Below are 13,733 nucleotides of genomic sequence, written 5' to 3' on the forward strand. Positions count from 1 at the left end.
GTCATGCGCTTGTCGTGGGGGTTCCTACAATTTGGCCATGAACCTCAAGAAGTGGAGCGCCGTGGCGCTGGTGGTGGTGCTGGTCGCAGGCGGCGGCTGGTGGTGGGCGCAGCGCGGTGATACGCAGGCGCTCGGCTACCGCACGGCCAAGCTCGAACGCGGGGGCCTGCAGGCCACGGTGTCGGCCAGCGGCGCCGTCAACCCCGTCACCCAGGTGTCCGTCGGCACCCAGGTCAGCGGCCAGATCCGCGACCTGTACGTGGACTACAACGCCGAGGTCAAGGCGGGCCAGCTGATCGCACAGATCGATCCCGAGACCTTCGAATACCGCGTGCGCTCGGCCCAGGCCGACCTGGACGCCGCTCGGGCCAACGTGTTGACGGCCCAGGCCAACGCCGCCGCCAGCCGCGCCAACGTGTCGCGCGCGCAGACCGACCTGGCCGAGGCCCAGCGTGGCCACGACCGCAACCTCAACCTGGTGGCCCAGGGCTTCATCTCCCAGAGCGAGGCCGACCGCACCCGTGCCCTGGTGGCCTCGGCCGGCGAGGCGCTCAAGTCGGCCCAGGCGCAGCTGGGCGTGAGCGAGGCGCAGATCAAGTCGGCCCAGGCCACGGTGGCCCAGCGTGACGCGGTCCTGGCCCAGGCCGGCGTGGACCTGGGGCGCACCCGCATCAAGTCACCGGTGGATGGCATCGTCATCAAGCGTGCGGTGGAGCGTGGCCAAACCGTGGCCGCCAGCCTGCAGTCGCCCGAGCTGTTCGTGATCGCGCAGAACCTGTCGGACATGCAGGTCGACGCCAGCATCGACGAGGCCGATGTGGGCCGCATCCGCACCGGCCTCAAGGCCAGCTTCACCGTGGACGCCTTCCCGGGCCAGACCTTCGAGGGCGAGGTGCGGCAGGTGCGCAAGGCGGCGCAGAACGTGGCCAACGTGGTCACCTACATCGCCGTGGTGCGTTTTTCCAACGCGGCCGGCCGCCTGCTGCCGGGCATGACGGCCAATGTGCGCATCCTCACCGACTCGCGCGAGAACGTGCTCAAGGTGCCCAACGCGGCGCTGCGCGTGCGCCTGCCCGGTGTCGAGCCGGGCGGGGCCACGCCGCCGGCCGACGGTTCGCCAGCGCCGGCCGTGGCCGCGGGCCCGGGCGGCCGCAACCCCATGGGCGAGTTCCGCGAGCGGCTGATCAAGCAGCTGCGCCTGACCGAAGACCAGATCGGCAAGGTCGACGGCATCTTCGCCGGTGCCCGTCCGCAGTTCGCCGCCCTGCGCGAGCTGGCCGAAAAGGAGCGGCCCAAGGCACGCGAACGCATCATGATCGACGTCCGGGCCCGCATCAGCGACCTGCTCACGCCGGAACAGAAACCCATCTACGCCACCATGGTGGCCGAGCTGGCAGGTCGCCAGAGCACCCGCGGGCGCCTGTTCGTGCTCGGGGCCGACGGCAAGCCCCAGGCCTTCGACGTGCGCCTGGGCATCAGCGACGGCAGCATGACCGAGCTGCTGCTGGGGCCCGACTCGCCCGCGACGGCGGCGCTCAAGGCGGGCACCGAGGTGGTGGTGGGCACCCAGGCCGCCGCGCCCCGCACGGCCAGCGGCCCGCGTTTCTCGTTCTGAGCGGAAGCGCGCCATGGCACTGATCCAAGTCGAGCACCTGCGCAAAAGCTACACCCTGGGCGGACAGACCGTGCGCGCGCTGGACGACGTGAGCCTGTCCATCGAGGACGGCGATTTTGTGGCCATCATGGGTGCCTCGGGGTCGGGCAAATCCACGTTGATGAACATGCTGGGCTGCCTGGACCGGCCCGACAGCGGCAGCTACCACCTGGCCGGCGAAGCGGTGCAGGCCATGACGCCCGACCAACTCGCCACGGTGCGCAACCGGCGCATCGGCTTCGTGTTCCAGCAGTTCAACCTCTTGCCGCGCACCACGGCGCAGGAAAACGTGGAGTTGCCCATGGTCTACGCCGGCGTCAAGCCGGCCGAGCGCCACGCGCGGGCGCTGGCCGCGCTGCAGCGCGTGGGCCTGGGCGAGCGCGTGGGTCACATGCCCTCGGAGTTGTCGGGCGGTCAGCAGCAGCGGGTGGCGATCGCGCGCGCACTGGTCAACCAGCCGCAGCTGATCCTGGCCGACGAGCCCACCGGCGCGCTCGATTCCCACACCAGCGAGGACATCATGTCCCTGCTGGCCGAACTCAACCTGCTGGGCATGACGGTGGTGCTGGTCACCCACGAAGCCGACGTGGCGGCATGGGCGCGCCGCTGCCTGGTGTTCCGTGACGGCCGGCTGGTCGAGGACCACCGCCAGCCCGGGCGTGCCGCGGTCGCGACGAGCGAGGTGGTGCCGTGAACCGCCCCGCCGCCGGGCCGCCCCAAGGCGGGGCATCCCCCTGGGGGGGCAGCGCAGTACACGGCGTGACAAGCGTGGGGGCTTCTGTACGTTCCGCCTGGCGCGCCCTGCGCGCCAACCTGCTGCGCAGCCTGCTCACCATGCTGGGCATCATCATCGGGGTGGCCGCCGTCATCACCATGATTGCGGTGGGCCAGGGCGCCACCGAGCGGGTGCAGGAGTACATGAAGGTGCTGGGCTCCAACATCATGCTGGTGCTGCCGGGTGGCGCCAATGCCGGCGGCGTGCGCCAGGGCGCGCAGACCGCCCAGGGCCTGACCGAGGAGGACGCCAAGGCGATCGCGCTGGAGGTGCCCGAGGTGCAGGTGGCGGCGCCCAACTCGCGCGCCACGGTGCAGGCGGTCTATGGCAACAGCAACTGGAGCACGCCGGTGTTCGGCGCCACCAACGACTACCTGGAGGCGCGCGACTGGCCGCTGGAGAGCGGGCGCATGTTCGAGACCGCCGAGCTGCAGGGCGCGGCCAAGGTGGCGCTGATCGGCAAGACGGTGGCGCGCGAGCTGTTTGGCGAGCAGGACCCGATCGACCAGGTGGTGCGGCTGCGTTCGGTGCCGGTCACCATCGTGGGCGTGTTGTCGGCCAAGGGGCAGAATTCCTGGGGCTCCGACCAGGACGACATCATGCTGGTGCCCATGTCCACCTTCCGCAACCGGCTGCAGGGAGACACCTCGGGCCGGGTCAAGCGGGTGAGCACCATCTCGGTCAAGGTGCGCGATGGCGCCGACATGAAGGTGGCCGAGGAAAGCATCACTGAACTGCTGCGCCAGCGCTTCCGGGTGCAGCCCGGGGCCGACGAACCCTTCCGCATCCGCAACCTGACCGAGATGCTGCAGACCCAGGAGGCGTCGAGCCGCACCATGACGCTGCTGTTATCGGCGGTGGCCGGCGTGAGCCTGATCGTGGGCGGCATCGGCATCATGAACATCATGCTGGTCAGCGTGATGGAGCGCACCCGCGAGATCGGCCTGCGCATGGCGGTGGGCGCGCGCGGGCGCGACATCCTGGCCCAGTTCCTGATCGAGGCGGTGACCTTGAGCCTGATCGGCGGCGCGGTGGGTGTGCTGCTGGGGGCGGTGGCCACCTGGGCGGTGGGCGAGTTCGCCGGCTGGAAGGTCAGCATGACGCTGGATTCCATCGTGCTCGCGGCCGGTTTTGCCGCCGGCGTGGGCGTGTTCTTCGGCTTCTACCCGGCGCACAAGGCCTCGCGCATGATGCCGATCGACGCCCTGCGGCGCGAGTAGACTCGGCGGCGCATGTCCGAATTTTTCTTGCCATCTCCGGTCGCCGGCCGGCCTGTCCTGCGCCGCGTCGCCTTGCTGGCCATGGCCTCGCTGCTGGTGGCCTGCGCGGGCGGCCTGTCCGGCCCACGCACATTCACCCTGACCGAGGCCCAGCTGTCGCAGCGGGTGGCCGAGCAGTTTCCGCTGCGCAAGCGCTACCTGGAGCTGTTCGATCTCACGCTGAACACGCCCGAGATCCGCCTGCTGCCGGAGCAGAACCGCATCGGCACCCGGCTTGCCTACTCGCTGGGCGACCTGTGGGGCGGCACGCGGCGCTTTGACGGCGCCATGAGCTTCAGCTACGGCCTGCGCTTCGAGCCCAGCGACGCCAGCATCCGCCTGAGCGACGTGCGGGTCGAGAGCTTCGATGTGCCGGGCGTGGGCTCGGCGCTGGCACCGCAGGCACGGCGCCTGGGCACGCTGGTGGCCGAACAGCTGCTGCAGGACGTGAGCCTGCACCGCTTCAAGCCCGAGGAGCTGCGCAGCGCACAAGGCCTGGGCTGGCAGCCCGGCGCGCTGCGCGTGGTGCCCGGCGGGTTGCAGCTTGAACTGGTTCCCATCAATTCCCGATAAAAAACGAAACCATGGATGTTGTGTTGTTGCTCAAGGCCGCCGCGATGGGGGTGGTCGAGGGCCTGACCGAGTTTTTGCCCATTTCGTCCACCGGCCACCTGATCCTGGCCGCCGCGCTGCTGGATCTGGAGGGCGACAAGATCAAGCTGTTCGAGATCGTGATCCAGACCGGGGCCATCCTGGCGATCGTGGCCCTCTACTTCCAGAAGCTCTGGTGGACCGCGCGTGGCCTGGCCACCGAACGCGAGGCCCAGCGCTTCACGCTCAATGTGTTGATCGGCTTTCTGCCGGCGGCGCTGGCCGGCGTGTTGTTCATCGGTTTCATCAAGCGGGTCCTGTTCAACCCGCAGGTGGTCGCGCTGAGCTTCATCGTCGGCGGGCTGGTCATCCTGTGGGCCGAGCGCCGGCAGGCGTCCGCCGCGGCGGCACGGGTCGACAGCGTGGACCACCTGGGGTGGACCGATGCGCTCAAGGTCGGCCTGATCCAGTGTGTGGCGCTGGTGCCGGGCGTCAGCCGCTCGGGCGCCACCATCATCGGCGGCATGTTGATCGGCCTGTCGCGCCGCGCGGCCACCGAGTTCAGCTTTTTCCTGGCCATTCCCATGCTGTTTGGCGCGGCCGCCTACGACCTTTACAAGCACCGCGATCTGTTGAGCGCGGGCGATCTGCCCTTGTTCGCGGTGGGCCTGCTGGCGTCCTACCTGTCGGCCTGGATCTGCGTGCGCTGGCTGCTGCGTTTCGTGGCCAGCCACACCTTCGTGTCCTTCGCCTGGTACCGCATCGTCTTCGGCGGCTTTATTCTGCTGTCGGCTTGGGCGGGCTGGATTCGCTGGTCGGCTTGAACAGACCCACCACGTTGCCGCCGGCGCGGGACGCGGCCTCGCTGGCCTGGCTGGCGTATTCGAGCAGGCTGAACACGTTGTCGCCGTGCAGGGGCGACATGGCCACGCCGATGCTGGCGGACACCTGCAGCCAGTGGCCATCGACCACCAGCGGTTCGCTCACGTGGTGGCGCAGCTTGTCGGCCACGGCCAGCGCATCATCGGTGCCTTCCACGTCCTCGAGCAGCAGCACGAATTCGTCGTTGCCGGTGCGGGCCACCGAGTCGGACGCCCGGGTGCAGGTCGCCATGCGGCGGGCCGCCTGCTTGATGACCTGGTTGCCCATTTCCTGACCCAGTGCCTCGTTGATCGGCTGCACGCCGTCCAGGCGCACGCCCATCACCACCAACTGGCGGCGGTTGCGCCGGGCGGCGGCCAGCGCGTGCTCCAGCCGGTCGGCCAGCAGCGCCCGGTTGGGCAATTCGGTCAGCGGGTCGCGTTGCGCCATCACGCTGAGCTGCTCTTCGGCTTCCTTGCGCTGGTGGATGTCCATCAGCACGCCGGCCACGCTGTCGGGCTGACCGCCGGCGGCGCGGGCGAACACGCGGCCACGCCACAAGACCCAGGCCCAGCGGCCGGGCCCGCGCGACAGGCGCACCTCGCACTCCATGCGGTCGTGCACGCCCGTCAGGTGATCGCGCCAGCGTTGTTGCCAGCGTTCCAGGTCTTGCGGGTGCATCAGCAACTCGACCGCTGCCAGGCTGGACGGCGCGGTGTGGCTTTCAGGCGATTCGGCCAGCGCGCTGGCGCGGGCGTCCAGGGTCAGTTGGCCGGTGGGGATGTGCCATTCCCACATGCCGACCAGGCTGCAGTCCAACGCATGGCGCAGGCGGGCCAACTCCGCTGCCGCGTCTTGGACGGGCGCTGCGGGAGCGGGTGAATTCGACGGTGGCGTGGCGCGGGCGCGCCCCTTGGTGCTCATGGGTGCTGACTGGGCCTCTCCCCGGACCTTCCGGCGACTGGGCTAATTGTGACCAATTATTTCTCTATCGCCTTGTTGACACAATGTGTTACGCCCCGTCCCGGTGCGCCTGAAGCAGATCCAGCAGGGCATTTTCGATGGCGGCGGCCGTTTCCACCGGTTTTTCCATCGGAAACAGGTGGCTGCCTTCGAGCATCTGCAGCCGCTGCGGGTGTTCGCGGCCGACCAGGCGGTGTGTCATGGCCATGCCCACCTGCTGCATTTCCTGCGATCCGGTCCCGCCGATGAAGGCCGCCGGGCAGCGCAGCGGGTGCCGGCGCAGCAAGCGGTCGAGGTGGTGGGGCAGGGTGTTGTAGATCGCGGTCTCGATGTCGCGGTCGAAACCCAGCACCCGGCGCACGCCCTGGGCCGTGGGCTGGTCGTGGGTGCCGTGGGCGATGTAGTCGCGCAGCACCTGCGGGTGCCAGTGGGCAAAGGCCCGCTTGTGCTGGAAGTGGGCGAGGGCGTCCTCGGCGCTGGGCCACTGGTGGCGCCGGCGCCGGCTGACCTTGCCGGGCGACACCGAACCGACCAGCTGCACGCCCTTGATCAGGGCCAGGGTGCGGGCGCGCCAGCCACCCAGCAGGGGCGCGTCCAGGAGCAGCACACCTTGCACGCCGCGCCCGCCCAGTTGCGGGTGTTGCGCTGCGCACATGGCGCTCAGGAAGCCGCCCAGCGAGTGCCCGACCAGGAAGACCGGGCCCCGGTGTTTTTCGATCTCGGGGCCGGCGAAGTCGGCCAACTGCTGCACCAGGTGCGGCCAGTTGCTGCTGACCGGGTAGCGCGGGTCGTGCCCGAATTTCTCGACCGCCTTGACCGCGAAACCCCGGGCCCGCAGGGAGCGGAACAGCAGGCTGTAGGTGCCTGCCGGGAAGCTGTTGGCGTGCGAGAAGACGATCAGCGGGGTGTGTCCGGTCGGCATCGCGCTCAGATCAGCTTGTCCTTGGGCGTCGTGATTTTTTTCAGCGCACGCCGGCTGTTGGCGGCCATCAGCGGAATGGTCGTGTGGCTGCCGTCCCAGGTCGGGTGTTCGATGCTGTCGAAGACCTCGCGCAGCTTCTGCCCCCAGGTGTTGTGCAGCATGCGGAAATAGGGGTTGTTGTCGTCGATGCAGGTGATGCGGTCGGTCTTGAGCTGATCGGCCTCATAGACCGCCAGGTCCAGCGGCAGGCCGACGGACAGGTTGGACTTGAGCGTGGAATCCATGGACACGAGGACGCACTTGGCGGCTTCATCCAGCGGCGTGTCGGGCGTGATCACGCGGTCCAGCACGGGCTTGCCGTACTTGGATTCGCCGATCTGGAAAAAAGGCGTTTCGGCTGTCGCCTCGATGAAGTTGCCGGCCGAATAGACCTGGAACAGGCGCATGCCTTCGCCGGCCACCTGACCGCCGAAGATCATGGAGACGTTGAAATCGACCCCGGCGCGCTTGAGCGACTCGCCGTCGCGTTCGTAGACGTGGCGCACCGCCGCGCCCAGCACGCGGGCGGCGTCGAACATGCTCTTGGCGTTCCAGATGGTGATGGCCTCGTCGGTCTCCGGGTCCTTGAGTTGCTCGACCTGCAGGATTTCACGCACCGACTGCGAGATGCTCAGGTTGCCCGCCGACAGCAGGCACATGAAGCGGTCGCCCGGCTTCTCGTAGACGATCATCTTGCGGTAGGTGCTGATCTGGTCCAGCCCGGCGTTGGTGCGCGAGTCGGACAGGAAGACCAGCCCGGCATTGAGTTTGACGGCGACGCAGTAGGTCATTTCTTTTCGCTCAGTTTCTTCAGTGTGTAGACCAGCTCCAGGGCCTCCCGGGGGCTGAGTGTATCGGGGTCGATCTGCGCCATGGCCCGGTCCAGCGGGCTGGGTTCGGGTTCGGCGGCCACGGGTGGCGGGGCGAAGAGGTCCACCTGGCTCTGCGCCTGCTGGCTGTGGGCCTCCAGCGCCGCCAGCGCGTGTTTGGCGTGTTGCACCACCGCGCCCGGCACGCCGGCCAGGCGCGCCACCTGCACGCCGTAGCTGCGGCTGGCCGGGCCTGGCTCGATCTGGTGCAGGAAGACGATGTCGCGCCCGCCGGATTCCACCGCGCTCACATGCACGTTCTGTGCCGCGTGGTGGGTGGCCGGGAACTCGGTCAATTCGAAATAGTGGGTGGCGAACAGGGTGAAGGCGCGCACCTTGTCGTGCAGGTGGGCGGCGATGCCGCCGGCCAGGGCGAGGCCGTCGAAGGTGGAGGTGCCACGGCCGATCTCGTCCATCAGCACCAGGCTCTCGGGCGTGGCGCTGTGCAGGATCTGCGCCGCCTCGGTCATCTCGAGCATGAAGGTGGACTGGGCATTGGCCAGGTCGTCGGCCGCGCCGATGCGGGTGTGGATGGCATCCATCGGCCCCAGCCGGCAGCTCTGCGCCGGCACGTAGCTGCCCATGCTGGCCAGCAGGGCGATCACCGCCACCTGGCGCATGTAGGTGGACTTGCCGCCCATGTTGGGGCCGGTGATGACCTGCATGCGGGCCTTGGGGCCCAGCGCGGTGTCGTTGGCGATGAAGCCACCACCGCTGGTCTCGTTGAGCCGCGCCTCCACCACCGGGTGGCGCCCGGCGCGGATCTCGATGCAGGGTTCCTTGACGAATTGCGGCGCGTTCCAGTTCAGCGTGAGCGAGCGTTCCGCCAACGCGCTCAGCGTGTCCAGCGTGGCGAGGGCGCGGGCCACGCGGTCCAGCGTCGGCAGGTGGACCTGCAGCGCGTCCAGCAGCTGCTCGTACAGCCACTTCTCGCGCGCCAGGGCGCGTTCCTGGGCGCTCAGGGCCTTGTCCTCGAAGGCCTTGAGTTCGGGCGTGATGAAACGCTCGGCGTTCTTCAGCGTCTGGCGGCGGCGGTAATCGTCGGGCACGCGGTCCAGGCCGCTGGTGGTGACTTCGATGTAGAAGCCGTGCACCTTGTTGTATTGCACCCGCAGGTTGGTGATGCCGCTGCGGGCGCGCTCGCGGGTCTCCAGGTCGAGCAGGAAGGCGTCGCAGTTGGTCTGTATCGCGCGCAGCTCGTCCAGGTCGGCGTCGAAGCCGTCGTTGATGACGCCTCCGTCGCGCACCAGCGCGGCCGGCTCGGGCAGCAGGGCGCGGTGCAGCAGCACGGCGCAGTCGGGCGGCGGTTGCAGATCGGCGGCCAGGGCCAGCAGCAAGGCGGGTGCATCGGCCGGTGGCAGCCACATCCGCAGTTGCTGCGACAGCTCGGCCGCCTGCGCCAGCGTGTGGCCCAGGGCCACCAGCTCGCGCGGGCGCACCTGGCGCAGCGCCGTGCGCGCGGTGATGCGTTCGACGTCGGCCGCGCCCTTGAGGGCGTCGCGCAGGCGTTCGCCCCGGAAACCCTCGCGCAGCCAGGCGATGGCGGCCAGGCGCTGGCGTGCCGGTTCGCGGTCGCGCGTGGGCTCCAGCAGCCAGTGGCGCATCAGGCGGCTGCCCATGCCGGTGCGGCAGGTGTCCAGCAGCGAAAACAGGGTGGGCGAGCTCTCGCCGCGCAGGGTCTGCGTGAGCTCCAGGTTGCGCCGCGTCATGGCCGGCAGCTCGATCAGCTCCTGCGGCCGCGCCACCTTCAGCTGGCGCACGTGGGCCAGGGCGCGGCCCTGGGTGTGTTCGGCAAAGTCCAGCAGGGCCGAGGCGGCGGCGTGGGCCAGCGGCAACTCTTGCGCGCCCCAGCCGGCCAGGCTGCCGGCATCGAGCTGGGCCAGCAGCTTGCGCTCGCCCAGGGCCGGGTCGAACTGCCAGGCCGGGCGCGGCGTCAGGCTGGGCCGGCCACCGCCGCCGGGCAGACCGAAGCCCTGCTCGAAGGCCGGCGGCGCGTCGGCGCTGTAGAGGATTTCGCTCGGGTCCAGGCGCTGGAGCCAGGCTGGCCAGTCGTCCTTGTCGCACTGGGCCAGGTGCAGGGTGCTTTGAGTCACGCTGAGCCAGGCCAGGCCCAACTGCGCGCGCGGGCCGTGGTGGACCGCCAGCAGCACCGATTCGCTCTTGTCGGACAGCAGTTCGGCGTCGGTCAGGGTGCCGGGCGTGACCACCCGCACCACCTTGCGCTCCACCGGGCCCTTGCTGGCGCCGACCTCGCCGACCTGCTCGCACACCGCCACCGACTCGCCCAGCTTGATCAGGCGCGAGAGGTAGCTTTCCACCGAGTGGAAAGGCACGCCGGCCATCACCACCGGCTCGCCGGCCGACTGGCCGCGCCGCGTCAGCGTGATGTCGAGCAGGCGCGCGGCCTTCTCGGCGTCGTCGTAGAAGACCTCGTAGAAGTCCCCCATGCGGTAGAACACCAGCGTGCCGGGGAAGTTGGCCTTGATGGCGAGGTACTGCGCCATCATGGGGGTGTGCTGTTCCAGCGGGGCGGCGAGGGCCTTTTCGGTCAGCGTCGGGGCGTCGTTCATGTCAGGGTTTCATGGCGGGCTGGCCGGACCGAGCGAGCCCGCCCAACCGGGGGCACCGCCGGGTTGGCTTTGCCAGACGGCTGGTGCCGCCCCCTGGGGGGGTGACGCGCAGCGGCGCGGAGGGGCAAATTCATGCTTCAGGCAGCTGGTAGAACGTGCGTATGCCTTCCCAGGCCTGCATCGGATCGTCGATCAGGTGGAAGAGCTTGAGATCCTGCTCGGAGATCGTGCCTTCTTCGACCAGCACCTGGAAATTGATGAGGCGCGACCAGTAGGCGCTGCCAAAGAGGAAGATGGGCAGGGGCTTGGCCTTGCCACATTGCACCAGGGTCAGCACCTCGAACAGCTCGTCCAGCGTACCGAAACCGCCGGGGAAGGCGAGCAAGGCCTTGGCGCGCATCAGGAAGTGCATCTTGCGCAGCGCGAAGTAGTGGAACTTGAAGCTCAGCTCGGGCGACACGAAGGGGTTGGCCTGTTGCTCGTGGGGCAGGGCGATGTTCAGGCCCACGGTGGGCGCGCCGACGTCGTGGGCGCCGCGGTTGGCGGCTTCCATGATGCCCGGGCCGCCGCCGGTGCAGATGAACAGCTGGTCGGCCGGCTTGCAGCGCTGGCTGTATTGGGCCACATGGCGGGCGAAACTGCGGGCGTGGTCGTAGTAGGCGGCGTTGCGCAGCGCCGTCTGGGCCTTGCGAATGGCCTGCTCGTTGCCGCCGCGCTGGGCGTGTTCGAGTTCGCGCTGGGCGTCCTCGGGTGCTGAAAACCGCGCGCTGCCAAACACCACGATGGTGTTGTGGATGCCGCGCATGGTCTGCTCCAGGTCGGGCTTGAGCATCTCGAGCTGGAAGCGGATGCCGCGGGTTTCGCGGCGCAGCAGGAACTCGGGGTCGGCAAAGGCGAGTCGGTAGGCATCGGCCTGCAGGGGAATGCCCTGGTCGGCATGGGCCTGCAGTTCGGCCCAGGCGTCTGCCAGGCGGCCTTCATTGAGGTTTTGGGTCGTTTCCATGAGGCGACTTTATCAAGCTGGCGCACCCGTTTGGGCGGCTGAAACTAAAAGGGCTCCACGAGGGAGCCCAGTTTGCCGGAGGACCGCGATCAGACGCGCTTGCGGTATTCGCCGGTGCGGGTGTCGATTTCGATCTTGTCGTCCTGGGCCACGAACAGCGGCACGGCGACTTCAAAGCCAGTGGCGATCTTGGCCGGCTTGAGCACCTTGCCCGAGGTGTCGCCCTTGACGGCGGGTTCGGTCCATGTGATCACGCGCACCACGCTGGTGGGCAGTTCGACCGAGATGGCCTTGCCGTCGTAGAACACCACTTCGACGGTCATGCCGTCTTCGAGGTAGTTCAGGGCGTCGCCCATGTTCTCGGCTTCCACCTCGTACTGGTTGTAGTCGGTGTCCATGAACACGTACATCGGGTCGGCGAAGTAGGAGTAGGTGCACTCCTTGTGTTCCAGGATGATCTGGTCCATCTTGTCGTCGGCCTTGAAGACCACTTCGGTGCCCATGTTGTTCAGCAGCGCCTTGAGCTTCATGCGCACGGTGGCGGCACCGCGGCCGCCACGGGCGTATTCGGTTTTCAGGACGATCATCGGGTCCTTGCCGTGCATGATGACGTTGCCGGCGCGGATTTCTTGAGCGATTTTCATGGTGAGTCTGGTGTCCGGTCTGGATGTTGGTGCCGCTGCTGGAAGCGTCCACCCCATGTGGCGCTTCGGTCGGCGAGGTTTGCGACAGACCCGCAGCGGCTTGAGCCAAGCCATCCCGTCCGGGGCCGGCGCGCCGCCTGCCGGGCCATCCAAGGCCTGCGGCTGGACCGTCGCCATTCGCAAAACCCCCTATTTTACCGAAGAATGCAGGCCGCCATTTCCGCCACGCCGCGACCCCAGCCGGCACCGTTACCCGAGCCGGATCGCCCCCTGCGCCTGCAACTGCCGAATCTCGGCGATGGAAACGCCCAGCCCGTCCAGGATGTGTGCCGTGTGTTGTCCCAGCCGGGGGGCGGGCGCCAGGGCCTCGCCGGCCACGCTGTCCGCCAGGTAGCCGCTGCCGAAATCGCGGATCAGGCCGCCGGGGTAGCGGGTCTGCCGCACCGGGAGCGTCATGCGGTCGCCGGGGGTGACGGCGGCGAGGGCTTCGCTGATGGTGCGCACGACCGAGCAGGGCACGCCCTGGGCGGTGAGCGCGGATTCCAGCTCGGCCTTGGGGCGCTGGCGCATGGCGGCGCCGATGAGGGCATGCACCCGCTGGCCATCCCTGGCGACCAGGAAGCCGCCGCTGGCCAGGGCTTGCTGGTCGATCAGGTCGGGGTCGTTGGGCACTCCGTGCAACGCCAGGGTGTCACACAGGGCCCGGAACTGGGCCTGGGTGTTGGCGGCGGTCGACAGCCAGCCGTCGGCGCATTCGAAGATCGCCGCGCCGGGACTGCCCGAAAACCCCCGGTTGCCGACCCGCGCGGAGTCCTCGCCGCTGTGGCCCACCTTGCAGACCTCGGGCCACATGAGTTGCAGCGCGGCCTGTGACATGGAAATGTCCAGGTGGGCGCCGCGCCCCGTGCGCAGCCGGCGGAACAGGGCCGTCACGATGCTCTGGGCGGCCAGCATGCCGGTGGCGGTGTCGATCACGGGAAAGCCGACCTTCATGGGTGCCTGGTCGGCATCGCCCTGCAGGCTGCCCATGCCCATCGCCGACTGCACCACGTGGTCGTAGGCCGGTCGGTCCGCCCAGGCGCCCTGCTGGCCAAAACCCGAAATCGAGGCGTAGACGATGTCGGGCCGCAGCGCCGACACGCGCGCATGGTCCAGCCCGAGCCGCGCCACCGCGCCGGGCCGGTAGTTTTCGATGAACACATCGCACTGGCCGATCAGGCGCTCCATGAGCTGCAGCGCGCGGGGGTGTTTGAGGTCGATGGCCAGCGACTGCTTGCCGCCGTTGATGGCGGCGAATCCGACCGAAACACCGTCGTCCAGGGCCTGTGCGGGCCGGCCGCCGCGCAGGATGTCCCCCCGGTCCGGGGGCTCGACCTTGATCACCTCGGCGCCTTCCAGCGCCAGGTAGTGCGAGGCGGTGGGCCCGGCGATCACGTGCGAGAGGTCCAGCACACGGATGCCTTCAAGTGCGTTCATGCCCATGTGCCGCCTCCCGCCGGGCCGCCACAGCGCAGGCTGGCACGGCGCTTTGCCGGTGCATGGAGGCCAGCCCCCTCGGGGGGCAGCGAATACACGAAGTGATG

12 protein-coding genes are annotated in these 13,733 nt (G+C 68.9%); 5 read left to right on the forward strand and 7 right to left on the reverse strand.

Annotation, left to right across the window (positions count from 1 at the left end; genetic code table 11):
- Nucleotides 1–37 precede the first annotated feature (37 nt).
- The 5 genes from AAHB17_RS03180 to AAHB17_RS03200 all read left to right on the forward strand — a co-directional run bounded on the left by AAHB17_RS03180 (nt 38) and on the right by AAHB17_RS03200 (nt 5,103).
- Nucleotides 38–1,615 (forward strand): efflux RND transporter periplasmic adaptor subunit, encoded by a 1,578-nt coding sequence (locus AAHB17_RS03180; RefSeq protein WP_342129016.1) that lies wholly within the window; start codon nt 38–40, stop codon nt 1,613–1,615.
- A 13-nt stretch (nt 1,616–1,628) separates the two neighbouring features.
- Nucleotides 1,629–2,348 (forward strand): ABC transporter ATP-binding protein, encoded by a 720-nt coding sequence (locus AAHB17_RS03185; protein ID WP_342129017.1) that lies wholly within the window; start codon nt 1,629–1,631, stop codon nt 2,346–2,348.
- A gap of 74 nt (nt 2,349–2,422) precedes the next feature.
- A complete protein-coding gene (locus tag AAHB17_RS03190) occupies nt 2,423–3,649 on the forward strand; it encodes an ABC transporter permease (RefSeq protein ID WP_342129018.1) in 1,227 nt (408 codons plus the stop codon).
- Between the two features lie 12 nt (nt 3,650–3,661).
- Nucleotides 3,662–4,261 carry a hypothetical protein gene (locus tag AAHB17_RS03195; RefSeq protein WP_342129019.1) on the forward strand — a complete coding sequence of 200 codons (600 nt, stop codon included), beginning with the start codon at nt 3,662–3,664 and terminating at the stop codon, nt 4,259–4,261.
- Nucleotides 4,262–4,272: 11 nt separating this feature from the next.
- Entirely contained in the window at nt 4,273–5,103 is an 831-nt protein-coding gene (locus tag AAHB17_RS03200; RefSeq protein WP_342129020.1) for an undecaprenyl-diphosphate phosphatase, read from the forward strand.
- On the opposite strand, the gene AAHB17_RS03205 is transcribed toward AAHB17_RS03200, so the two are convergent.
- From AAHB17_RS03205 to AAHB17_RS03235, 7 genes are all read right to left on the reverse strand, one after another.
- Nucleotides 5,057–6,064 (reverse strand): sensor domain-containing diguanylate cyclase, encoded by a 1,008-nt coding sequence (locus AAHB17_RS03205; protein ID WP_342129021.1) that lies wholly within the window; start codon nt 6,062–6,064, stop codon nt 5,057–5,059. The two genes, AAHB17_RS03200 and AAHB17_RS03205, sit on opposite strands and share 47 nt — an antisense overlap.
- 88 nt (nt 6,065–6,152) lie before the next feature.
- On the reverse strand, nt 6,153–7,025 hold the full coding sequence (locus AAHB17_RS03210; RefSeq protein ID WP_342129022.1) for an alpha/beta hydrolase: 873 nt from the start codon (nt 7,023–7,025) through the stop codon (nt 6,153–6,155).
- A 5-nt stretch (nt 7,026–7,030) separates the two neighbouring features.
- Nucleotides 7,031–7,855 (reverse strand): proteasome-type protease, encoded by an 825-nt coding sequence (locus AAHB17_RS03215; protein WP_342129023.1) that lies wholly within the window; start codon nt 7,853–7,855, stop codon nt 7,031–7,033.
- Nucleotides 7,852–10,503, reverse strand: a complete 2,652-nt coding sequence (mutS, locus tag AAHB17_RS03220) for a DNA mismatch repair protein MutS (protein ID WP_342129024.1) — start codon at nt 10,501–10,503, stop codon at nt 7,852–7,854. Before mutS ends, AAHB17_RS03215 begins: the two co-directional genes overlap by 4 nt.
- Nucleotides 10,504–10,633: 130 nt before the next feature.
- The gene (locus AAHB17_RS03225) at nt 10,634–11,506 is read right to left on the reverse strand and encodes an LOG family protein (RefSeq protein WP_342129026.1); all 873 of its coding nucleotides are present in this window, start codon (nt 11,504–11,506) and stop codon (nt 10,634–10,636) included.
- Between the two features lie 89 nt (nt 11,507–11,595).
- A complete protein-coding gene (gene efp, locus AAHB17_RS03230) occupies nt 11,596–12,150 on the reverse strand; it encodes an elongation factor P (RefSeq protein WP_342129027.1) in 555 nt (184 codons plus the stop codon).
- 249 nt (nt 12,151–12,399) lie between these two features.
- On the reverse strand, nt 12,400–13,626 hold the full coding sequence (locus tag AAHB17_RS03235) for a CaiB/BaiF CoA transferase family protein (RefSeq protein WP_342129028.1): 1,227 nt from the start codon (nt 13,624–13,626) through the stop codon (nt 12,400–12,402).
- Between the last annotated feature and the right edge of the window lie 107 nt (nt 13,627–13,733).

Origin of the sequence: Hydrogenophaga sp. OTU3427 (assembly GCF_038440225.1) — a bacterium.
In the GTDB taxonomy this organism is placed as follows: domain Bacteria; phylum Pseudomonadota; class Gammaproteobacteria; order Burkholderiales; family Burkholderiaceae_C; genus Hydrogenophaga.